Here is a 22,142-nt window from a genome sequence, read left to right as displayed (position 1 = left end):
AAACCGACTGTTGGTATTAATTCGCATATTCTACCGAATTAATACAAATTAATCTGAATAACTCTTCATTTAGTACTGAAAATGGTGAAGGAAATTAGGCGGTATAAATTAAAAAGAGATAAAAAGTGAAGGCCAGGCTATATACATAAGTTATAGCCTGGCCTTTATGATTGTGTGCTAGGTAAAGTACGTACCAATTTCGAGAAAGATTTTAATTAAGATACTATTTGAAATATCGACAATAAATGCACCTACCATTGGCACCACTAAGAAGGCTTTATGAGAAGGACTGAATGCTTTAGTGACTGTTTGCATATTTGCTATTGCGGTTGGTGTTGCTCCCATTCCAAACCCACAGTGCCCAGCACTAATAACAACTGCGTCATAATCTTTGCCCATCATTCTAAAGGTAACAAACGTTGCAAATAGAACCATAACCACCGTTTGTACGGCAATAATAATTAGAACAGGGCCTGCCATACTGGCGAGCTGACCGAATTTTAAAGACATTAGCGCCATTGCTAAGAATAAGGACAAGGCAACGCTACCTAAAACATCAACCGTTGGCTCGAAAACTTCGTGTTTAAATACATGCGTTAAGACATTACGAATTATAATGCCAACAAACAAACACCAAACAAAGGTTGGTAATTGCATGACGGTATCTTTAAAAAACTCGCTAATATAGCCGCCCACGACAATACAGATAATTAGCATTGAGATGGTTTCAATAACATTATTAGCATTAATTTTTCGTTTAACACTCGGTTGTTCGAAAGCTTCGACGATCGTTTCTTTTTCGAGTTCAGTGCTTTTAGGGATTGAAACTTTTTTCAATAAATGGCGAGCAACAGGGCCGCCAATTAACCCACCGAGTACTAAACCTAAGGTTGCACATGCCATGGCTAATTCAACGGCACCTGTCACTCCATATTTATCAGCCAGTATTGGTCCCCAAGCCCCTGCGTTGCCGTGGCCACCAGTTAGTGTGATTGAACCCGCAATTAAACCAATAAATGGGCTTTCATTAAGCATGACAGCCATTCCCATACCAACGGTATTTTGAATAGCAATTAAGATAGTCACCGCGATAGTTAATAAGACAAGTGGCTTACCACCTTTTATTAATCGCGAAAAATCTGAGCTCAATCCAATTGATGAAAAGAAGGTAATCATTAAAATGCTTTGTAGCGAGGCATCAAAAGTAAATGAGTATCCTGCTGTTTTATCAACAATTAGTAGAATGATAGCAACAATGAAACCGCCAACAACGGCTTCAGGAATATGGTTTTTTTGTAGAAAAGGTGTGTATTTTACAACAAACATACCAATCAATAGCGCCAAACAAGCGACTAATAAAGTGTAGCTGGCATCTAGGATCATTATTTTACCTCAAGTTAGTTTACCAGAACTTTCACTGTTGTTATTTAACATTAGCGATAAATTAAGTTACTTTGCGTAACTTTTATTTAACAATGAGTTTTGTTTGGGTATCTATAACTTTTAGTTAACCGCGATATTTTTACTTTTTCATTTATTGAGTCATTAAATTCTGCAATAGATTATTCATTTTTAACTTAACTAATTGTTAATTATGATGTTTATATCTGATGTGTATTTGGGGAACATTTATGTAGTGACTAATATTTGCACTGGCTTTATCTCGTGGTAATAAAACCGTATTCAATATGAATGATGAGAAGTGTGATGTGCCGCATGTAAGACGCTTAGCAAATATAAGAGAAGAGGGGTAATGCTACATGATGTAGAATGCGCTTAATAATTCAAATGAAAATTGATGTCTTGGACATGTCGTTTGGGCTCAGTATCTGAACGATTAATTGCTTTTAACCTCAGTGGAATTAATGCGAATATTATTGATTAAAATAATAGTATGATTTTATTTGAGCTATAAATATAACTTATTGATTTATTGGCTTACTTTGTTGATTGGATTACTGTTTATATGGGTATTGGCATGGTTAAATATCATAGAGCGCGACATTAATGGTGACTCCACCCCGAGCAGAAAAAGCATTGGTTATTTTGCAAAAATATTTTTTGATTCATTATACTAATTAAATAACGTTTGCCTGATATTTAATGAATTGAAAAGAAAAAGTCTTATACTGCCTCACTGTTTTATTCAAGATGGAACAAAAATGACTAAAAAATTGATAAATCCAACGTCTGTCTTCAATTCTTTGCAGTACGGCTTTAGCCAAGCCGTAGAAACAACGGGAACCCGACAATTATTTCTATCAGGCCAGGTTGGTGTGAATGCTGCGGAAGAAACTGTTGCTGGGGGAATTTACGAACAAACCGTGCAATCATTAATTAATATTGAACATGTACTGCATGAGGCCGGTGGCGATTTATCTCATGTGGCTATGCTACGTATTTATATCAAAGAGGGCTTTAATAGCCATGAGGAACAAGCTGATATTGCGAAAGCATTAAAAGAAAAATTTCCCAATATGCCACCTGCATCTTCTTGGGTTATTGTTTCAGGGCTTTCCTTGCCGGAATGGTTAATAGAAATAGAAGCTCATGCAGTTTTGAACTAAATTTATTCGAATAGAAAAGCCGACAACAGATGTATCGGCTTTTCTGGCACTCGTGGTATTAGTGTTTTACTAACGTTGAAAAATAATAAACAAGCGGTACCGCGAGGATCCACAAACTAATTGGAATTTCTCTCCATTTGCCTGCAACCGCTTTGATTAAAATATAAAATAGCAGCCCACCCGCAATGCCTGTACCAAAACTATTAGCGATTAACGTAATCATCACCATCATTAATACCGGTAAGCCATCAGTAAAATTGCCTAAGTCCACTTTTCGTAAGCCGCTGAACATATTTAGTCCAATTAAAATGAGCGCTGGAGCTGTGGCTTGGGCTGGGATCATTAATGCGATAGGCGTAAATAACAGCATTAATAAAAACATAAAGGCAGCGGCAAGGGCGGTCATACCTGTTTTCCCCCCAGCTTCTGCGGCAGCGGAGGACTCTATGAGTGCGGTTGCCGCAGGAATACCAACCCACGGGCCTAATGCAGCAGCAATAGAATCAACGATAAAAGGGCGGTTAATATTTGGCATATTACCTTCTTTATCTAATAAACCGGCTTCTCCGCCAACGGCTAATGTTGTTCCCATCGTTGAAAAAAATTCAGCGGCAAAAAAGACAAATAAGAAAGGGAGAAACGCGATATTTAGTGCGCCAATTAAATCAACATGGCCTAAGACAGGGGCAACAGAATGTGGAATACCAATAAAACTTTCAGGTAATTTTGTGACGCCAAATGGAATACCCAAAAGGGTGGCAAATAAAATTGCCCATAAAATTCCGCCTGGTATTTTGCGAGCTTGTAGAGCAATGGCAATGAAAAAGCCTGCGAGTGCGACTAACGCTCCAGGAGAAAGGAAATCACCAAGCATTAATGCATTTGTTTTTGGGTTAGCGAGGACTAATCCTGCATTTCGAAAGCCTAAAACGGCAACGAAAAGACCAATTGATGCAGTTAATCCGAGTTTAATTGATTGAGGGACAGAGCGTGTAACGACTTCACGCAAGCCAAATTTAGTTAATAGAAAAAATAAGATCCCTGACCAACAAGCAATGCCTAGCCCTATTTGCCAGTCAATACCTTCACTGCCTGCAAGAGTAATACCGACAAGAACAGAACCTCCGATACCAGGGCCAACAATAAAGGGTAAGTTTGCGTAGAATGCCATTAATAAACTGGCAATAACGAAGACAATAATCGTTCCAGTGGTTGCTGCGCCTTTATCCATCCCTCCAGCGGCAAGTAAACCGGGGATCACCACAAGAAGGTAAGCCGCGGCTAAAAAACCAGTAATTCCGGCTAAACACTCTGTTTTCACTGAACTTCCACGCTCACGTAAAGCAAAGCGTCTTTCCAGCCAACTCCCTGATGTTGGCTTATCTATTGAATTGTCAGCCATTAATTGGCTCTCCTATTATTATTTTTGATATTTATAGTTTTCTAGGCATGCTTAACAGTATGGATGATTGCGTTAACGATTTGACGCGTTGTTCCATCAGTTAATCCTAAATCAGTTAAATGCGGTCCCGCATTGCATGCAAGACAAGTTCCTTCAATGGCTTTAAAGACTCGATATGGCGGCTCCCAATCTGCGATTTGACTACTTAATTCACGTAATTGACGAAATTGAGCGGCCAGTTCAGTTGCGGGTAAATCAGATAACATACCGGCAATTGGCATTGCGACATGAGCTAAAACCTTGCCATTTTGTACTAACGCCATACCTCCACCACTTTCGATTAATAAATTAGCGGCAGTGGCCATATCATCAGGATCACGACCAAGCACAACGAGGTTATGTGAATCGTGTGAATAGCTAGTTGCAATGGCTCCGCGTAATTCCCCCCAGCCCTCAAGTAAGGCTATTTGAGGTAAAGCATCGTGACGGCCGTGACGGTGCTGAACTCGAATAAGACTGAAATTATTCGGCAGTTGTACCACGCTATTTTTGATTTGTACGTCAATTTCTCCCCACTGGGTAAAGCGTGCTCCACGAATGTGACGTAAACGCGCACTACCATTATTGATTCCATCAATTTTTAATGTGCAATCATTTGGGGTTATTGGCGAAAGTCGCATGGTATCGCGTGGTGGTAAAATATTATCAGGGATACTTAACGCATTAATAAGTTGGTTGTTTTCTGCAATTTTTTGCCCTGATACATACACCGCTTGTGCTCTTAATATTTCCAATGAATCGAAAATGACTAAATTTGCTTTTCTCCCCGCAGCAATCAGGCCAAGGTCATGGCGTTGTAGGCGTATTGCCGCATTGAATGTGGCAAAGCGCAGTACGTCAGTTGCCGGCATTCCATGCTCGATTAAAAGGTTTAGCAACGCAATAATTCCACCTTTTTCAATCAACATGTCGGGTGGCACATCATCTGTGCATACCGTAATTTGTGATGATAAATGAGGTAAAGATTTTAATGCGGCAACAATATCGGGAAGGAGATAAGGATGTGAGCCTCGAATTTCTAACGTAAGGCCTGCACGCAGCTTTTCAAGGGCATCTTCAGCCGAAGTTAATTCATGATCAGAGGTGACGCCAGCCGCCAGATAAGCTTGGAGCTCAGCCCCTTTTAAACCTCTTGCATGGCCTTCTATAAGTTTGCCTGATGTAATTCCTGCATTTAAAATCTCTTCCATTCTATCACTGCCATGGAGCACACCAAACATATCCATAACTTCAGCCACACCGCGGACTTCCGGCCAACTCAGCATAGTTGACATTTCATTCCCAGCAAAATCCGCACCAGACATTTCTAAGCCAGGTGTTGATGGCACTGATGAAGGGGCTGCAACCATAACATCTAGCGGCAAATTTCGGCTAGAATCAATAGCATAACGTACACCTTCTAAACCTAATACATTGGCAAGTTCATGGGGATCCCAAAAGACAGCTGTTGTTCCTTGGGCTAGAACTATTTCTGCATAACGAACAGGGGGTAAGTGTGAGCTTTCTAAATGGACGTGAGTGTCTATTAAGCCGGGTGAAATGAAATAGCCAGATAAATCATGGGTTTCATTTGCATCACTACGAGTTCCTGTAGGGTGAACGCTAGCAATTAGGTTGCCGGTTATCCCGATATCTGCAAGGCGAACTTCACCTGTGACCATATCGACAATATTGGCATTAGCGAGTAAAAGGTCAAAAGGCTTTTCACCTTTAGCGGATTGAATGACATGACGCCTATTTTGTTTTGTTATGCACATAAAGTTACCATTGCTACAGTTTATGACTGTTACTTTATGAGCAACGCAAACGTTTGCCAAGATGATAAAATTTATCATGCGATAAGAAATGGTTATAATGAACAGATATATTGGCTAACCCAATAAAAATAAAAGTACATTATTATGATAGAACCTTGGCAGAGACTGCCAGCACTCACGCTCAAACAACTGCAGTATTTTGTGACATTAGCAAAACTGCGTCATTTTACCGAGACAGCAAATCGTCTAGCGGTGAGCCAACCTGCTTTGAGTAGTGCTTTGCGGCAAATAGAAACGGTTATTGGAGGAAAGTTAATTAATCGCACAGCTTCATCCGTAACATTAACGGAGCTAGGCGCTGCAATTTTGCCATATGCACAGCAAATTCTGAGTGTTTCTCACCGTGCATTTAGTGAAATTCAGAAAATCATCGTAGAGGGAGGGGATGGTACATTACGTATTGGGTTAGTTCCTTCCGTAAGTTCTTTGTTATTTCCAGCAGTACCTGAATTATTAACTCAATATTTTCCGAGGCTTAATATTGAATTTTATGACCAAACGAATGACGCTTTGGTGGAAAAGCTTATCAATCATGAAATTGATTTTGGCATTGGTGTGTTAGATAGCTCAGTGCCTCAAAATTTAAATATCTTTCCATTGCAGGATGACCCTTTTGTTGCCGTTATTCATCATGATGACCCTGTATCTGTTAATGCGTTTCACTTGCCGTGGAAATTGCTAAATAATCGTGATATTGCCGTATTTTCGAAAGGAAATATTCAACGTTTAGTTGCTGCTACGGTGGAAAGTCACCGACTAAAATTAAATATTCGTTATCAAGTAGATTATATTGAAACCTTATATGGCTTAGTTCGTTCGAAATTAGCGATTGCTATTTTACCACAGCTTTATACTGTACATTTACGTGACCCTGAATTGAAAGTTTTGCAATTACAACAACCTGAGTTAACGCGTACAGTCGCTTTAATTCGCAATAGCCAGCAAACAACACCATTAATGGATGAGGTTTTTCAGGTATTGTTAAAAGTATTGCGTGAAAATAACGTATGAGATATATCCACTAAGTTTGGTTATTATCGCATTTATCGTAAAGTTATTTTATTCGAATAACTGAATAATGGTTTCTAATATCGACAATAATATGTTAAAGAGCATCATGGATAGCTCTGGTGTTTTTAGTTAATAAATTAATTTTAAAAAGCTTTGGAATAACATTATGAATACTATACTAAAATATAGCTGTATTGTCTCTGCAGTTATGTTACTTTCCGCTTGTGATGATATGGATCTTTTAAGTGGTAAAGGCAAATTTTATTATAGTAATCCAAGTGAAAACACTATTACGTTTACGCTAGATGGTAAAGATTATGACGTTTTACCAGATGATAAAGGGGTTGTTTTACTTTCTAGTGGGTTACACCAGTTAAAAAGTGATGAAGGTCATGTGACAGATTTTTTTGTTTTTGAAAATAACTCTGGTGGTATTATTAACCCAAATAATTTTGTTTATTACACATTATCTGAAGTCTATGCCGTCGATGGCCAAGAAGATAAGTTTAAGCCTGCGAGCTACCCCATTACAATTAATGGGCCTGAGCTTGAACTACCCGCTCGCAGTTCCAACGCGACGCTTATTGATACAAATATATTCAGGTGTAGCTACCCTGTGGGTGAAAGCTTTCCTGATTCAATTACACTTTATGATGATAAATTAGATGGAAATATTAAGTCTAAGTGCTTTGATAAACAAGAATTAGTTACCTATTTAGATAATGAATATGGTCAAAGCTTATTGCAGGATCCTGCTAGTCATAAAACTTTAGATTCTATCAATATGCTATTTATGTATGAAGTTCCAACAGTTATTTTTGATAATCCAGATGTACAGGTAAAAGCCGAAAAATTAATTCAGTTGGTTACACTATTAAAAAATACCGATGATGTTGATATTCATAAAGAATTAAACCAAGAATTTCACCATGCTATCACAGAATTAGTACTTGAACAGTCTCGAAGCGCTTCGTCAAGCTCTGTTGCTGAAAATATAAAGTATAATAATTTTATTCAAGAAATTAACATACTTAGAGAAAATGGTATTTGGTTGAAAGAGTAACCATTTAAGTATATTTACTTTTTTGTGTATTGATTAAAAATATTATTTTTATGTGATAGTGGTTTTTTGAAATTAATTAAGAAAATGCTTATTAAGTATACAGAGTAATCTTATTTGAAATATTTGGTGAAAAAGCGAGATTGAGGTGGTTATATTTTTATTAACCTCACCAAGGAACTCGGCGATGAATTTATCCATACAATCTGTTTTCACCGTCATATCAGCTGTATTTTTGTTTTTATTTTCTTCTATCGCTAGCAGTACAACTATTATTGATACCAAAAAAGATCCTGATGTTTTGGATTTAGTATTCATTCTTGATAAAAGTGGCTCAATGTCAGGTTTCGAGACTGATACAATCGGTGGATATAATAGTGTATTGACTGAAAATAAAGGAAAAAAAGCAAAGACCTACATTACAACTATTTTATTTAATGATAAAACAAGTTTACTCCATAATAGAGAACCCATTGAAAAAGTTTCTAATCTAACGCTTGATGATTATCCTGTTGGTGGCTATACCGCATTATTGGACGCAATAGGAGAAGGCATTGAAAAAATGCAAGAAAATAGAAAAGTTACTAAAAATAATAATGTTCTTTTTGTAATCATTACCGATGGGCAAGAAAATAGTAGCCGTAAGTATTCCCAAGCAAAAATTAAAGCGATGATTAAGTCAGCAGAAACAGAAGACAAATGGGATTTTATTTTCTTAGGTGCCAATATTGATGCCATTTCTGAAGCTGAAAATATTGGAATTAAAAGTTCAAATGCCACGGGTTATGTCCAAGATGGGACTGGATACGATAAGGCTTATCGTGCTGTAAATAAAGCGGTGGAAGCTAAACAAATGTCTGCGCCAATATCAGAGGACTGGAAGCAAGAAGTCGAAGCGGATGTGAATGAACGTAAAAAATAATAATGAATACAAATCTAGAGGGCATTTTATTAATTAACATGTTGAATAATTGATGATATCGCTCCGAGTAAAGCCCCTATAGAAAGTGTAATAGGGGCTTTATTTTATCAGTATCATCACTCGGTTTGTTTTAAAGCCGTAAACATTTTTTCAGCAAGGGTGTCTTGTGCTGATTCGACTCCTGGTAATACAAAATAGTATCCACCACCAAAAGGTTTGATATAACGTTCAAGTGGTTCGCCATTGAGACGTTTTTGAGTGTCAATAAAGCCTGTTTTTAAATTTTGCTGAAAAGAGACGAAAATCAACCCCATATCGAGGGCCCCAGTTTCGGTCAGCCCGAGTGAATAGCTGTAACTTCTACGCCTCAGTTTTGCGGTATAACGTTCAGGATTACGAGGCTCTGCACGACGCATATGGGAATCAAATAAAATACGGTCACCATGGGGATCTTCGCCAAATTTAGGATCATCATGCTCATTTTTCATGCCGATTGGAGCCCCTGAGTCTTTATGCCGACCAAAATCATTTTCTTGATCTTCTAATGGTGTTCTATCCCAAAACTCTAAATTAAAACGAATAAGACGTACTGCTTGGTATGTCCCTCCGTCGCACCAAGATGGTTCTTGGCTACCTTTTGTTATCCATATTAATTCGTTCATTAACGAATTGTCATCGGCAGGCGCATTTCCTGTTCCATCCTTAAAACCAAAAAGGTTGATAGGAGTTGAGTGGTTATCAATATCCCGTGCAGGTAAGAAGCCATCTATTTTCCAGAGAGGAAAGCTGTATGGCGAAATATGACGTAGAATGTCACGTAATGCATAGATAACGCTTTCTTGGCTATTCGCACATATTTGCAGAAGGAGATCACCACCACACCATTTTTGTTCTAGTCGATCGTTAGGGAAACTGGTCATTTCACTAAGATGTTTAGGCTTAATTTTATTTAAGCCGAACCGGTTATCAAAAAGAGAATTCCCTAAAGCAACAGTGATAGTTAGTGAGTCGGGTTGTTGTTGTGTCCCAAGAATACCTGACTCTGCAGGAGGGATCTTATCGTTATTGATTGACGGCTCTATTTGGGGTTGAGTTAAGTGAGCAATACGCTGAGTCAGTAAAGTAAAAACAGTTTGTAATTGTTCAACAGAATTCGCTGTAATATTAAATGCAATAAAGCTGGCATTTTTGGGTTCAGGCGTTAAAACACCGGCTTGGTTAAACCCAAGGTAATTGATTGCTTTGTTATAGGTGAGTTGGCAATTAGCAATTTTCCCTTGAGCTTTTAATGTTGGAGCCGCTAAAACTGCGCTACTAATAGCGAGCATTTTTAGGGCATTACGCCGAGACATTCCGTTGGTTTGCAATATACTTCTTAGTTTAGCTTGCATAAATATATGCCTTAATATTTATAGTAAACATCGACATCGAGCTCAGCACGTAATTTCGCTAAGGTTTCAGCTTGCTGAGTGAGTAATGAATAAAGCGCCATTTTGTCTTTTAATTGTAATTGGCTATAAGGTTGATATGTGGTAGTGGTATTTGGCAGTTGATATGGCTGCATTATTTGATTAATGAGTTGCTCATTCTGTTGTATTCTCTCAAGTGTTTCTGGCTTGATAAAAGGTTTAAGAACCTCAATTATTTTTTGTGATCCCTTTAAATTAGCGGCAATATCAGTTAAATCAGACAAACTGTAGATATTTTCTTTACCGCCTAATTTCGTTTCTAAGATCATTTCAATAAAATCAGCCGAGGCTTGCACGAGCTTTGGTATTTCAATAGTTTCAGTTACCACTCGTTTATGTAAGTCACGCCCTTTGAGTAATAAATCTTGGTTTGCGGTTAAAGCAAGTTTTGCATTTTTTTGCTCAAATAATTGGTACTCAACAAGATGAAACCCCGTAAAGCGATAATCAGTTTCTTTATCGAGGAAATAATCGGCTCTTGGATTAATCGTCCTATCTGTATTACCAAATAGAATAATAATCGGGCGCACTGTTTCATAATGCTGGTGAGCTTGAATATATGCAGTTTGAGCTTGTTGTAGCTTTCCTTGCTGTAAACTCTGTTGCAATAATTCCAATTGCGTGACCATTTCTGCTAGCTCAGTATTGGCAAAGGTGAGATAGGTTTGGATTGCATGTTGATATTTTTCTGGAGTGGGTATATCCCCTTTAGCAATAATGATGTTATCCCCTGTTTGCACAGGGGATCTCAGTGCTTTGCTTTGAACTAAAGTAGGCAGCGCAGCACTGAGTATTAAGCTAAAAGATATCCATTTGATATTCCGTCTCAGTGAGCTAGACATTTTTTTTGCTCCGAGCAAACAATGGGATCACAATAGCCCAATAAAGGACAAAGGTAATGACGCTGAGCCAAATAGGTTGTGAACGATAAGCAAAGAAAGAAGAGATAAAATTGCCAGCGATACCAGAATCATCGAGAAATGCAGTTGTATCCCAAGCGGGATAAATTAAAAAGTCAGGGATAGTAAAATCATATTCGATTAGTAAGTTTGCACTTTCTTCGACCCCTTTAAGCAACAGAGATAATGCAAGGAATAATAGAATAACCCCTGTAACTTTAAAGAAGATAGACCAAGAAACTAAGCGATTTGTTAATAAGAAGATATAAAGTGTAAGACCTGCAATTGCAATTCCACCACCTACCTCGATAAAGAAAGCCGATGCATTAGATGCGGTTAAAGACATAATAAAACTAGATAGGAAGACGACGATTTCGCTTCCTTCACGGGCGATGGCAATGGCAATAATTAGTGCGGCTCCCCACCAGTTATGATGAGAGGCATTACGGCTAATTCCTGATTCAATTTCTGATTTCATTGAGCTGCCATGTTTGTTCATCCAATACACCATTTGGACAATCAAAATACAGGCGAGTAATTCCATAAAAATCATGAACAGTGATTGTCCTGTATCATCAAGGACATTGAATACGCCATAAATTAGAAGTGCTAGTAAAATGGAGGTAATAACCCCTATAGCGACACCAGCCCAAAGGTATTTCATACCATTTTGTGCGTCAGGATGACGTTTAATCCACGCATAAATAATGCCAATGACAAGTAGCGCCTCAAAACTTTCACGCCAAACAACAAATAGAACTTGTCCCATATTAAATCCTTTTATTTCGCAATGATCTCGCCTTTGGGGTGAGAAAGGTGGAAGTCATCAAAAAAAGAATAAGTACCGGGTTTTAGTGGTGCGATAACAACAACTGAGCTTGCTCCAGGTGCTAAAACTTTTTCTTTTCTTAACTGAATGCTTTCAAATTCTGCGGGCTCAGTGCCTGTATTGGTAATTTTAATTCGAATAATCGTTTTTGCGGGAACTTCAAGAACACGTGGGATGAGATCACCATTTTTCATTTCTAATTCGACAGTGTATTTTTCCGCAGCAAATGAAGATAGGGGAATTATTGTACAAGCGATAACCAGTAAAAAACGCAGTAATGTTTTCATTTTGGCTTGGTTTATCCTTTAATAAGTACAAACAAATAAAATAATAAGTACAAATAATAAGTACGAACAAAAAAGGGCTCATGCAAGAAAACTTCCTTGATTAAGCCCTTAGTTAATTTCGATTAAAATTAGTAACTACCTTTACGGCCAACACCTGCATAGTCAAAGTCCCAAGAGACTTCGAAAGGTTGGAACCAAGGTGCTACGCCCGTTTCTTTGTCAATATGGCGCCCAAAGGCAACATCTTTATTGTGTGATGGTGGATAAATTTTATAAGTGACACGGTATTTACCATTGCCATCTAATTTAATGTTTTCCCCATAATGAGGACCATCACTGGCCACCATCGGCATAAACGTGCCCGTTTGAGTTTGTGGTTTATCACCGAGTTTGGTAACCGAATATTCAATGGTTAGGTAAGGGATCCAATCACCTTCTGCAAAGCCATTTGGGTTATCTTCAACCGCGTGAATATCTGCTTCTAAGTGGACATCTGCTTTATCTGCTGCTAAGTGCGACATTGCATGATGGCCTTCTTCGGTATCCATTGTAATGGGTTGTAGATAAACACCTTGGATTTCCATTCCGTTTTTGATCACAGGGTGACCGAGAGGGTACTCTTGAGCTAATGCAGAGATTGAAAACAACGCAAGACCTGAAACAGCAGCTTTGTAGGCGAGTTTCATTATTTTAGTCCTTACCATAAGTGATATAGAGCTGTAATGATAATCATTACTATTACTAAAAAACAAGTAGTAATTTACGATAAGTAAATTACTTGCCACTGAAAAGTTTGTTTTTATATAAAAATCTGAGTGTTAGAGATAGTTATTATTTTAAAAAAAATAACTTACTAATAGTGTGTTCTATTAGGCTGTTTATTATTAACTACGTGATATATTTCGAACGTAGATATTTTATTTCGAAAGAGTTCTTCATCAATTTTGTTGAAAATAAAGGTACAGCCATGCAACGACGTTATCTTGATTGTTCAGCTTCTGAAATTATAAATTTCAATAAAAAGAAACTATTAGAATCTATTAAAGCCAGTGAAGGGCGGATATTAGTTTCCGAAACCATTGGTACTATTCAACCTGTATTAATGACAGTGACGAATGCTGAATTAGCCGCGAGTCAAGGCGCAGATATCTTGCTACTAAATGTTTTTGATGTTAATCAACCAATTATGCAAGGCCTACCTGAAGGGATTGAACCCGAAGAAATCATTCGCACACTTAAGCGTTTAACAGGGCGAGCAATAGGCGTTAATTTAGAGCCCGTCCCTGATGGATTTAATAATCCGACACAAGATGAGCAATGGAAAATATCTGAAGGGCGATTAGCAACAGTAAAAAATGCCATTAAGTTAAAAGAAATGGGTGCTGACATTATTGTTTTAACGGGAAACCCTGGAAATGGAGTTACTAATCAGGAAATTAACCAAAGTCTTAAAGAGCTTAAAGCTGTTGTAGGTGAAAATATTGTGCTTATTACAGGGAAAATGCACGCTTCAGGGGTTTTGAATGCTTCAGCTGAGCAACTCATAACAGAAGATGATATTCGTACTTTTATTAACAGTGGTGCAGATATCATTTTGCTCCCAGCGCCGGGAACGGTCCCCGGGATCTCGTTAGAATTTGTGCAAAAAATGGTGAGTTATTGCCATTCCCAAGGTGTGATGACAATGACAGCGATTGGGACTTCTCAAGAAGGTGCAGATTTACAAACTATTCGACAAATAGCATTAATGTGTAAAATGGCCGGGACAGATTTACATCATATTGGTGATTCAGGGTATAACGGAATTGCATTACCTGAGAATATTTTAAATTATAGTATTGTGATCCGAGGGGTTAGGCACACTTACTCACGTATTGCTCGTTCAGTTAATCGTTGATTAACATTCTTAGGTGGTTTTTACAAAAATACTTTGCAGAAATCGCCTATTTCAAGCAAGATTTTTTTATCCTATTTCAGCTCTAAATACAGATTATTTTCGACAAAAATTTATACAATTCCCTCAATTCTTCAGGTAAAATTTCGCCCATTTTTCTAAAACAATATTTATAACACAATAAAAGAAGTGAGTTATGTCGCAAAATACTAATCCGGTGCCAAAAATTGGTTTCGTCTCTCTTGGCTGCCCAAAAAACCTAGTTGATTCAGAACGTATTTTAACTGAATTACGCACTGATGGTTACCAAGTGGTTCCAAGCTATGATAATGCTGATTTAGTTATTGTGAATACGTGTGGATTTATCGATAGTGCAGTGCAGGAATCGTTAGAAGCGATTGGGGAAGCACTGAATGAGAACGGTAAAGTGATTGTGACAGGATGCCTTGGTGCGAAAGAGAACCAAATTCGTGAAGTGCATCCGAAAGTATTGGAGATCACAGGTCCACATAGCTATGAGCAGGTACTTAACCATGTGCACCACTATGTTCCGAAGCCTGAACATGACCCTTTTTTTAGTTTAGTCCCAGAACAAGGGGTAAAACTGACACCGAAACATTATGCTTATTTAAAAATTTCCGAAGGGTGCAATCATCGTTGTACTTTTTGCATAATTCCTTCTATGCGAGGGGACTTAGATAGCCGTCCAATCGGTGATGTGTTAAATGAAGCTAAGCGTTTGGTCGCTTCAGGCGTAAAAGAGCTACTGGTTATTTCACAAGACACTTCCGCATATGGTGTTGATGTTAAAAATAAAACAGGCTTTTGGGATGGGCAACCTGTAAAAACCAGCATGGTGGGGTTATGCGAACAACTTGCTTCAATGGGCGTATGGGTGCGTTTACATTATGTTTATCCTTACCCACATGTTGATGATGTCATTCCTTTGATGGCAGAAGGTAAAGTTTTACCTTACTTAGATATTCCGTTACAGCATGCAAGTCCCAAAATTTTAAAATTAATGAAACGCCCTGGTGCTGTTGAAAGAACACTTGAACGTATTAAACGTTGGCGTGAAATTTGCCCTGAACTCACCTTACGTTCAACTTTTATTGTCGGATTTCCTGGTGAGACAGAAGAAGATTTCCAAATGCTATTAGATTTCTTGTCAGAAGCTAAGTTAGATCGAGTAGGCTGCTTTAAGTATAGTCCTGTCGAAGGTGCGAAAGCGAATGAGTTAGCTGATCAAGTTCCTGAAGAAATTAAAGAGGAACGTTATCATCGTTTTATGCAACTACAACAGCAAATTTCTACACAGCGATTACAAGATAAAATTGGTAAAGAGATTTTAGTTATTATTGATGAAGTTGATGATGAAGGTGCCATTGGCCGTAGTATGGCTGATGCACCAGAAATTGATGGCATGGTTTATCTTAATGGTGAATTTGGAGTTAGCGCTGGAGATATAGTGAAAGTATTCGTTGAGCATGCAGATGAATATGATCTGTGGGGGAATATAGTTACTTCGTAATTTGATGAAAGCGTTTTAAAAGTCTATGTGGCTAACTTAGGTAAATTAAGTTAGCCATTTTGTTTTTTAGGACACAGATATACTGCTTTTAATTATAAAATTGATGCAGATCAATGGTTTTAAATCTATCAATTAATAACTTGATCTAGAATATAAAAATTAAATGGCAAGTTGACATAATCAGATAACTCTTATCGAAGAATAAGGATAACTATGTCAACCCATTTAACATTTCCAACTACAACACCTGTAATAGAAAGTAATTATAATTCAGATGATTACGAAGACATCGTTGAGCTTGCTTATACAACTATTGAAGATGGATTAGCCTCATTACATGATGATCATATTCGTAGTTCTCTCGTTAGCACTGATGGAAAAACGTTTTGGCTTAGTAATGAGTTTAGCGGTAATTTTGAAATAGCAAACTTGTTATCAGGTAATTTAACTTGTGGATCACAAGTTAGGCTATATGCAGCTCCAATTGAACTACATGGGATCTTTTATTATTTAGCACCAGTATATTCACACACTGGTGAGCCTGTATTAGTTGTCGCTATATCTTCAACTCAGAATTGCTGCAATGTTTTGTTTGCGCTTACGCAATCTTTGGCAAGAGAAGTGAGTGAAAAATTGAAATTCCACTATTATGAACAAGAGGCTTTTAAGGTAGATAAGGAAGAGCAACGATTCACTAACTTGGATATTCACTCAGTTGAGAAAGCTTTGATTATTGAAGTTGCACAAGCTTGCAAAGGTAAAATTCAGCAAATGCATAAAGTCCTTGCTATGGGGCGGACAACGTTATGGCGCAAACTAAAGCAGTACGAAATCAACATTAAAGACTATAAATAGTTTCTTGCATGTGTTCTGATGAGTAAAAAAATAGCGCTTTCGCATGTTTTTGTGGACAACAACAAAACAAAAATAGCAAAGCGCACAAAATTTACCAATATTTTGAACGACAGCCAATAGATAAATAAAGCGTAGCTATCTGCTTGTATCGTTACTTGATGTATCGAGAAAAGAAAATGAAAACGATGCTCATTATGCAGGGATTTGGTAAGGCGGTATACTATTTTTAGCCTTGTTTTTTTAGATTTATGATGGATGAATACCGATGAGAAAGGCTATTGTCTTACTAAAAAATGGCGTGATAGAAAACATTTTATTTTAAATAGTATTTCAATAACCTAAAAAAATATTATTTTATCTTGTAAGTATTAGGGGCTGTTATTCCTATTGGAATTATCAATTTACTTGGTTTTTTAATCCATAATAGAGTGGTACTATTGTTTATCTCATGTAAAAATAAATCATTATTTCATAATTGGCAGAATTTTAATCTATATTTATCTAAATTATAGTGTCTTTAGCATTTCTCAGATAATTAATTTCTGATGGTTTAGAATAAAACCATCAGAAATAATAACGCTATAGAAAAGTAAACATATCATATGAATTAAATATATTTAGGATAAGTATTAATGTATTCGTATTCTTGAATAAGTTGTGGCAATGACTTAATACCTAATTTTGTATAAATGTTAGAGCGATGAACCTCAACAGTCCTTGGTGATAAAGACAGTTTTTCAGCCGTTTCTTTACTCGTATTGCCCTCTAATATCATATCCATAATTTCTCTTTCCCTAACCGAAAGGCGGTTAAATTTATCAGAGAGATGAGTATATTTCTTATGCTTTTCATGCGTGCTTAAAAATAATTCCGTTGCACTATTGATGGCATTTGAGATTTCAATGTCCTTGAAAGGAAAGGGAAAAAAATCAAAACTTCCAGCTTTAAAGCTCTCTCGACACAGACTGACAGAAGGCTCTTCGGCAAGCACAATGAATGGAACAATACCAAATGAATTACTTATATTGTTTAATCGATTAATACGATTTTCATCATTGTTTAAGAATAATAAAATACACTCTTTTACATTATCCTCATTAGGATAAGTATAATTACTCATAAACACTTCTTCATTATTATAAAATCTCAAGGTGAAACCAAAAGATTCTATCATTAATTTCAGTTTATTCTTAAAGACATTATCACTTTCTACAATTATATGAATGGTGTTATTCATCACCATACTCCTGTTGAACTGATTTGATATTCATATCAATCTGATAAAATACGTAGATAAATAAAGTGAAATTTAAATTTCACAATAATATTTTCTACTGATCGTTGTTTTTTTTATAATGTATAACCGACCTTAATTTATATTAAAAACATCATCTAGCTAAATTTAATATAAAAATAGAAACAATAGTTAAAGTTTGTGTCATTGAGTAATATTAGATTAATGATGTGTAACATCTTAGGTAAATTTACTTATTAAATGTATTCTTTAACATAAAGTGATTGATGGAAATATTGTTAAAGCTAATCAATAATATCTTAAATCATTAGTCAGAAAAAGTCTTAGATGTGAACTTTATGCTATTTTTTTAGGTGATAGTACTTAACTTGTGAATTGATGAAGATTAAGTGCTTTTTATATCTAACATGTTAGAATTTATTTTTATCTAGTTTCGATGAGTGAATATACGTAATGGCTTCTTTAAAAGACGTAGCTCGGCTTGCAAACGTTTCATTGATGACAGTATCACGGGCAATTAATAATCCTGAATTACTTAGGCCTGAAACCTTGAAACAGGTCCAACAAGCTATTGAGTCACTCAATTATGTTCCTGATTTTTCGGCACGAAAAATTAGAGGAAAAGGTTCTAGGGTGTCAACCGTCGGCGTTTTGGCCCTGGATACAGCAACAACCCCGTTTTCTGTCGAAATCATTCTTTCCATAGAGCAAACAGCGAGGCAATTTGGTTGGAGTAGCTTTGTTGTTAATATTACATCTAGTGAAGATAATGAAAGAGCTGTTCGGCAATTATTATCTCAGCGGCCAGATGGTATTATTTATACTACAATGGGGCTTCGAGAAGTGGCTATTCCAGAAGCATTGCATAATAATCGTTTGGTTTTAGCTAATTGCATAGATAAAAAAGGGCAATTTCCAGCTTATGTGCCAGATGATTTTAATGGTCAATTTAATGCGGTGAATCGCTTAATAGAGAAAGGGTATCGAAATCCTCTTTGTCTTTATATTCCACAAGAGACTCTAGCTGGAAAAACGCGCCGTGAAGCGGTGGAGTCTGCATGGGCAAATGCTAATTTACCACTATCATCACTTCAGCAATACCATTTAGAGTTAGGTGATGAACACTATTTAGATGTGATAGCTTTAATTAATAGTCATTTTGATAATAAAAAACCTGATTTTGATGTCATTATTTGTGGAAATGACCGTATTGCCTTTTTAGCTTATCAAGTACTGCTTAGCCATGGTTTGCGTATCCCACAAGATATTGCAGTACTTGGCTATGATAATATGATAGGGGTTGGGGAGCTGTTTTATCCACCATTAAGTACGGTTGTGTTGCCACACTATCAGTTAGGCCAATAAGCTGCTTTGCATATTATAGAAGAACGGCAGCAAAGCCGTGTTGAATATGTTGCTTGTGAGTTGTTAGAACGTGATTCTTTTTAATTTTGTCGAGAAAATCAAACCTAATAAGAAGCTATTCAATTGATTTTTTGAGTTCCCAATAAACCGCTTTTTCTAACAAGTTTTATTTTCTGCATTTTGGCGTATGATACGGAGCTAATATATTTAATCAGATTGTATTGTGGATAAATTATGTTGCTTCGCTCGGGAGTGGCCCTTGCTATTTTTTCCTATATCTTATGGGGAATAACACCATTATTTTATCGTTTACTTCCCGGCGCTGAACCTCTAGAGCTGCTTGCTGAACGTCTTATCTGGTCTATCCCTATACTTTTTTTTGTTCGCTTAATTATTAAAAACAAATCTTTGTGGTGCCAGGTATGGTCTGATAAACGATCGATAATCCTCTGTTTATTTAGTTCGTCGGTTATGGCGATATCTTGGACAACATTTACCTACGCATTAACTCATGGGCAGGTGTTAGCCGCTAGCCTTGGGTATTTTATTAACCCATTATTTTCTATTTTACTTGGCGTTTTGTTTCTTCGCGAACGGCTTGTTTTCGCAGAAAAAATGGCTGTTATTTTTATTTGTGCGGGGGTCGGTTACCAAATTTGGCAGTATGGTGAATTACCTATTTTAGCGTTAGTTATGGGTAGTGCATTTGCGATATATGGGTTAATTCGTAAATTTATTCGATTTGATGTGATTACGTCTTTATTTCTAGAGGCACTTTGGCTACTTCCTATCGCAATAGCGATCACGTGGTGGTTAGTATCTAATGGTTTAAGTGAAGTGGCACAAGGCGATTGGCAAATCAAAATTCTTTATATGTTGGCCGCTCCTGTTACGATAATTCCGTTGCTCTTTTTTACAGCAGCAATTAAAAGAACATCATTAACGGTGATCGGGTTGGCACAATATATAGAACCAACAATTCAATTTTTATTAGCCGTATTTTTATTTAATGAGCTATTTGATTGGGTTAAAGGCATCAGTTTTTCACTCATCTGGGTTGGTTTAATGTTTTGTGTATTCGCTATTTTACGCAAACAGTATATTAAATTTTCACATAAAGACCCCTTTATTACAGGGCGTGATAAAACACCGCTAGATTAATTTATTGATATTATTATCAAATGGTTATGAGGTTTTTGTTTTGTGACTTTTTATCCTTGATAGTAAAAGCAATCGATTGCGTATATAATTGATATTAACTTTTTGTCGGTAGGGTTATCAATTATGAATCAATTAGGTACTGCGCTGTGTAAATCAGCAACAAAAGTGATGTTGTTAGGCGCTGGAGAGTTAGGCAAGGAAGTGGCGATTGAATGTCAACGGTTGGGTATCGAAGTTATTGCAGTTGATCGCTATGATAATGCGCCGGCGATGCATATTGCACACCGCAGTTATACGATAAATATGCTTGATGGCGAAGCGCTGAAGCAAATCGTTTCAATTGAAAAACCCGACATTATTGTGCCTGAAATTGAAGCGATTGCGACACAGGTATTAATGGAGCTTGAACAGCAAGGGCAAAAAGTGGTTCCGTCAGCGAAAGCCATTGTGCTTACTATGGACAGAGAAGGGATCCGCCGATTAGCCGCAGAAGAGTTGAAGCTGCCAACATCAGAGTACCAATTTGTGGATAGCAAACCCGATTTTGTCACAGCGGCAGAAAAAATTGGTTTTCCTTGTATTGTTAAACCGGTGATGAGTTCGTCAGGGAAGGGGCAAAGTGTGATCCGCTCTCAAGATGAATTAGAGCAGGCTTGGGATTACTCACAGCTAGGTGGGCGAGCAGGGCAGGGACGTGTGATTGTTGAAAAAATGGTTAATTTTGATTTTGAAATTACATTGTTAACGGTCAGTGCGATAGATGGTATTCACTTTTGTGCACCCGTGGGGCATCGGCAAGAAAAAGGCGATTATCGTGAGTCTTGGCAACCACAGTACATGAGTGAGGTTGCATTGAAAAAAGCGCAGGACGTTGCTGAGAAAATTGTTACCTCTCTAGGGGGCTACGGAATATTCGGTGTTGAATTATTCGTGTGTGGTGATGATATCATCTTTAATGAAGTTTCACCTCGCCCTCATGATACGGGGATGGTGACACTTATTTCACAGAGTTTATCTGAATTTGCCTTACATGTGCGTGCATTTCTTGGTTTCCCAATCGGTGTGATCCGCCAATATGGGCCAAGCGCTTCAGCCGTTATTTTACCCAATTTACACAGTCAAAATGTGGTTTTTTCACATATAGGTTCAGCGTTGGGGTCTGATACCCAATTACGATTATTTGGTAAACCTGAAATTGCAGGTACTCGCCGATTAGGTGTTGCTTTGGCTATTGCGGATTCTATTGAAAGTGCATTAGATATAGCCAAAAAAACCGCTAGTACAGTGTGTGTTTCTGGTTGACTTAGATGAGATCTGCGCTCATCCACTTTAAGTGAGTGAGCGCTTGTATATTGCCGCGATAGCTGCCTGCTTTGATTGTTTCAAAATGGTCGTTGTGACCGTTTTATGAAGGGCCAAAACGGAATCGAGTCATCCCCTAGCGCCAATTACTGACACTGTAAATTTCATCCCTTTCACTGCATCACCTTTTGTTATTTATTGTTGTGAGTTATTTTTCAACCGGAATATATTTTATTAACGCTGTAGCCCAATATTACTAGTTGAAGAGGAGTTAATATTATTTTAACGTTGCCATTTATATTAAAATAATTTGGCTCATTTAAAATAATCAAATATCAAAAAACGATATAATTATTTATCTATATAGGTTATTTTTGAACAAAGTGAATTATTTAACTTTTTATTTATTATCGCTTTATAATAATTATTAATCGGCGTAATAACCAATCGTTAAGG

Annotated in this window: 18 protein-coding genes and 1 pseudogene; 10 read left to right on the top strand and 9 right to left on the bottom strand. The window is 37.1% G+C overall.

Annotation, left to right across the window (positions count from 1 at the left end; all coding sequences use genetic code 11):
- Positions 1-177 precede the first annotated feature (177 nt).
- On the bottom strand, positions 178-1,383 hold the full coding sequence (gene gltS, locus PSF67_RS16210) for a sodium/glutamate symporter (RefSeq protein ID WP_102140088.1): 1,206 nt from the start codon (positions 1,381-1,383) through the stop codon (positions 178-180).
- 779 nt (positions 1,384-2,162) lie between these two features.
- Between gltS and PSF67_RS16205 the strand changes: the two genes are divergently transcribed.
- Complete coding sequence (locus PSF67_RS16205) at positions 2,163-2,567, top strand: RidA family protein (RefSeq protein ID WP_166265784.1); 405 nt, start codon at positions 2,163-2,165, stop codon at positions 2,565-2,567.
- A gap of 58 nt (positions 2,568-2,625) precedes the next feature.
- On the opposite strand, the gene PSF67_RS16200 is transcribed toward PSF67_RS16205, so the two are convergent.
- Together PSF67_RS16200 and PSF67_RS16195 are read right to left on the bottom strand one after the other, a co-directional pair.
- Positions 2,626-3,969, bottom strand: coding sequence for an NCS2 family permease (locus PSF67_RS16200; protein WP_102140086.1), 1,344 nt, complete (start codon positions 3,967-3,969; stop codon positions 2,626-2,628).
- A gap of 41 nt (positions 3,970-4,010) precedes the next feature.
- Entirely contained in the window at positions 4,011-5,786 is a 1,776-nt protein-coding gene (locus tag PSF67_RS16195) for an adenine deaminase (RefSeq protein WP_210848505.1), read from the bottom strand.
- A gap of 144 nt (positions 5,787-5,930) precedes the next feature.
- Here PSF67_RS16195 and PSF67_RS16190 point away from each other — a divergent pair, with 144 nt between their 5' ends.
- From PSF67_RS16190 to PSF67_RS16180, 3 genes are all read left to right on the top strand, one after another.
- Complete coding sequence (locus tag PSF67_RS16190) at positions 5,931-6,857, top strand: LysR family transcriptional regulator (protein ID WP_102140084.1); 927 nt, start codon at positions 5,931-5,933, stop codon at positions 6,855-6,857.
- Between the two features lie 166 nt (positions 6,858-7,023).
- Entirely contained in the window at positions 7,024-7,920 is an 897-nt protein-coding gene (locus tag PSF67_RS16185; protein WP_272677259.1) for a hypothetical protein, read from the top strand.
- 184 nt (positions 7,921-8,104) lie between these two features.
- Positions 8,105-8,839, top strand: a complete 735-nt coding sequence (locus PSF67_RS16180) for a vWA domain-containing protein (protein WP_166265775.1) — start codon at positions 8,105-8,107, stop codon at positions 8,837-8,839.
- A 116-nt stretch (positions 8,840-8,955) separates the two neighbouring features.
- Here the strand turns inward: PSF67_RS16180 and efeB are convergent, their stop codons facing one another.
- From efeB to PSF67_RS16155, 5 genes are all read right to left on the bottom strand, one after another.
- Positions 8,956-10,230, bottom strand: a complete 1,275-nt coding sequence (gene efeB / locus PSF67_RS16175) for an iron uptake transporter deferrochelatase/peroxidase subunit (protein ID WP_272677258.1) — start codon at positions 10,228-10,230, stop codon at positions 8,956-8,958.
- Between the two features lie 11 nt (positions 10,231-10,241).
- Positions 10,242-11,150, bottom strand: a complete 909-nt coding sequence (locus PSF67_RS16170; protein ID WP_272677257.1) for an EfeM/EfeO family lipoprotein — start codon at positions 11,148-11,150, stop codon at positions 10,242-10,244.
- On the bottom strand, positions 11,143-11,976 hold the full coding sequence (locus tag PSF67_RS16165; RefSeq protein ID WP_102140079.1) for an FTR1 family iron permease: 834 nt from the start codon (positions 11,974-11,976) through the stop codon (positions 11,143-11,145). The genes PSF67_RS16170 and PSF67_RS16165 overlap by 8 nt, the downstream gene beginning before the upstream one ends.
- 11 nt (positions 11,977-11,987) lie before the next feature.
- Positions 11,988-12,323 (bottom strand): cupredoxin domain-containing protein, encoded by a 336-nt coding sequence (locus PSF67_RS16160; protein ID WP_102140078.1) that lies wholly within the window; start codon positions 12,321-12,323, stop codon positions 11,988-11,990.
- Between the two features lie 128 nt (positions 12,324-12,451).
- Positions 12,452-13,009, bottom strand: a complete 558-nt coding sequence (locus tag PSF67_RS16155; RefSeq protein ID WP_004913787.1) for an iron transporter — start codon at positions 13,007-13,009, stop codon at positions 12,452-12,454.
- A gap of 281 nt (positions 13,010-13,290) precedes the next feature.
- On the opposite strand from PSF67_RS16155, the gene PSF67_RS16150 reads away from it, so the two are divergent.
- The 3 genes from PSF67_RS16150 (at position 13,291) to PSF67_RS16140 (ending at position 16,603) form a co-directional block, all read left to right on the top strand.
- Positions 13,291-14,220, top strand: coding sequence for a DUF7916 family protein (locus PSF67_RS16150; RefSeq protein ID WP_272677256.1), 930 nt, complete (start codon positions 13,291-13,293; stop codon positions 14,218-14,220).
- A 193-nt stretch (positions 14,221-14,413) separates the two neighbouring features.
- Positions 14,414-15,748, top strand: coding sequence for a 30S ribosomal protein S12 methylthiotransferase RimO (rimO, locus tag PSF67_RS16145; protein WP_102140076.1), 1,335 nt, complete (start codon positions 14,414-14,416; stop codon positions 15,746-15,748).
- Positions 15,749-15,961: 213 nt separating this feature from the next.
- A complete protein-coding gene (locus PSF67_RS16140; protein WP_102140075.1) occupies positions 15,962-16,603 on the top strand; it encodes a helix-turn-helix domain-containing protein in 642 nt (213 codons plus the stop codon).
- A gap of 607 nt (positions 16,604-17,210) precedes the next feature.
- Here PSF67_RS16140 and PSF67_RS16135 read toward each other — a convergent pair.
- Positions 17,211-17,840, bottom strand: a complete 630-nt coding sequence (locus tag PSF67_RS16135) for a response regulator transcription factor (protein WP_102140074.1) — start codon at positions 17,838-17,840, stop codon at positions 17,211-17,213.
- A gap of 471 nt (positions 17,841-18,311) precedes the next feature.
- Between PSF67_RS16135 and PSF67_RS16130 the strand changes: the two are divergent.
- From PSF67_RS16130 to purT, 3 genes and pseudogenes are all read left to right on the top strand, one after another.
- Positions 18,312-19,307: pseudogene (locus PSF67_RS16130) on the top strand (LacI family DNA-binding transcriptional regulator).
- Between the two features lie 150 nt (positions 19,308-19,457).
- The gene (rarD, locus tag PSF67_RS16125; protein ID WP_195697633.1) at positions 19,458-20,384 is read left to right on the top strand and encodes an EamA family transporter RarD; all 927 of its coding nucleotides are present in this window, start codon (positions 19,458-19,460) and stop codon (positions 20,382-20,384) included.
- Between the two features lie 123 nt (positions 20,385-20,507).
- Positions 20,508-21,686 carry a formate-dependent phosphoribosylglycinamide formyltransferase gene (gene purT / locus PSF67_RS16120; RefSeq protein ID WP_272677255.1) on the top strand — a complete coding sequence of 393 codons (1,179 nt, stop codon included), beginning with the start codon at positions 20,508-20,510 and terminating at the stop codon, positions 21,684-21,686.
- Positions 21,687-22,142 lie beyond the last annotated feature (456 nt).

It is taken from the genome of Providencia sp. PROV076 (assembly GCF_028483405.1).
In the GTDB taxonomy this organism is placed as follows: Bacteria; Pseudomonadota; Gammaproteobacteria; order Enterobacterales; family Enterobacteriaceae; genus Providencia; species Providencia huaxiensis.
Note: the sequence above shows the minus strand (reverse complement) of the source record. Positions and strands in the feature narration are given on the sequence as shown.

Excerpts from the sequence above, each read along its gene's own strand:
- PSF67_RS16165 (WP_102140079.1), bottom strand. The coding sequence starts at position 11,976 with ATGGGACAAGTTCTATTTGTTGTTTGGCGTGAAAGTTTTGAGGCGCTA.
- PSF67_RS16185 (WP_272677259.1), top strand. The coding sequence starts at position 7,024 with ATGAATACTATACTAAAATATAGCTGTATTGTCTCTGCAGTTATGTTA.
- PSF67_RS16170 (WP_272677257.1), bottom strand. The coding sequence starts at position 11,150 with ATGTCTAGCTCACTGAGACGGAATATCAAATGGATATCTTTTAGCTTA.
- efeB (WP_272677258.1), bottom strand. The coding sequence starts at position 10,230 with ATGCAAGCTAAACTAAGAAGTATATTGCAAACCAACGGAATGTCTCGG.
- rimO (WP_102140076.1), top strand. The coding sequence starts at position 14,414 with ATGTCGCAAAATACTAATCCGGTGCCAAAAATTGGTTTCGTCTCTCTT.
- PSF67_RS16150 (WP_272677256.1), top strand. The coding sequence starts at position 13,291 with ATGCAACGACGTTATCTTGATTGTTCAGCTTCTGAAATTATAAATTTC.
- PSF67_RS16195 (WP_210848505.1), bottom strand. The coding sequence starts at position 5,786 with ATGTGCATAACAAAACAAAATAGGCGTCATGTCATTCAATCCGCTAAA.
- PSF67_RS16190 (WP_102140084.1), top strand. The coding sequence starts at position 5,931 with ATGATAGAACCTTGGCAGAGACTGCCAGCACTCACGCTCAAACAACTG.
- PSF67_RS16160 (WP_102140078.1), bottom strand. The coding sequence starts at position 12,323 with ATGAAAACATTACTGCGTTTTTTACTGGTTATCGCTTGTACAATAATT.
- purT (WP_272677255.1), top strand. The coding sequence starts at position 20,508 with ATGAATCAATTAGGTACTGCGCTGTGTAAATCAGCAACAAAAGTGATG.
- rarD (WP_195697633.1), top strand. The coding sequence starts at position 19,458 with ATGTTGCTTCGCTCGGGAGTGGCCCTTGCTATTTTTTCCTATATCTTA.
- PSF67_RS16140 (WP_102140075.1), top strand. The coding sequence starts at position 15,962 with ATGTCAACCCATTTAACATTTCCAACTACAACACCTGTAATAGAAAGT.
- PSF67_RS16135 (WP_102140074.1), bottom strand. The coding sequence starts at position 17,840 with ATGAATAACACCATTCATATAATTGTAGAAAGTGATAATGTCTTTAAG.
- PSF67_RS16155 (WP_004913787.1), bottom strand. The coding sequence starts at position 13,009 with ATGAAACTCGCCTACAAAGCTGCTGTTTCAGGTCTTGCGTTGTTTTCA.
- PSF67_RS16200 (WP_102140086.1), bottom strand. The coding sequence starts at position 3,969 with ATGGCTGACAATTCAATAGATAAGCCAACATCAGGGAGTTGGCTGGAA.
- gltS (WP_102140088.1), bottom strand. The coding sequence starts at position 1,383 with ATGATCCTAGATGCCAGCTACACTTTATTAGTCGCTTGTTTGGCGCTA.
- PSF67_RS16205 (WP_166265784.1), top strand. The coding sequence starts at position 2,163 with ATGACTAAAAAATTGATAAATCCAACGTCTGTCTTCAATTCTTTGCAG.
- PSF67_RS16180 (WP_166265775.1), top strand. The coding sequence starts at position 8,105 with ATGAATTTATCCATACAATCTGTTTTCACCGTCATATCAGCTGTATTT.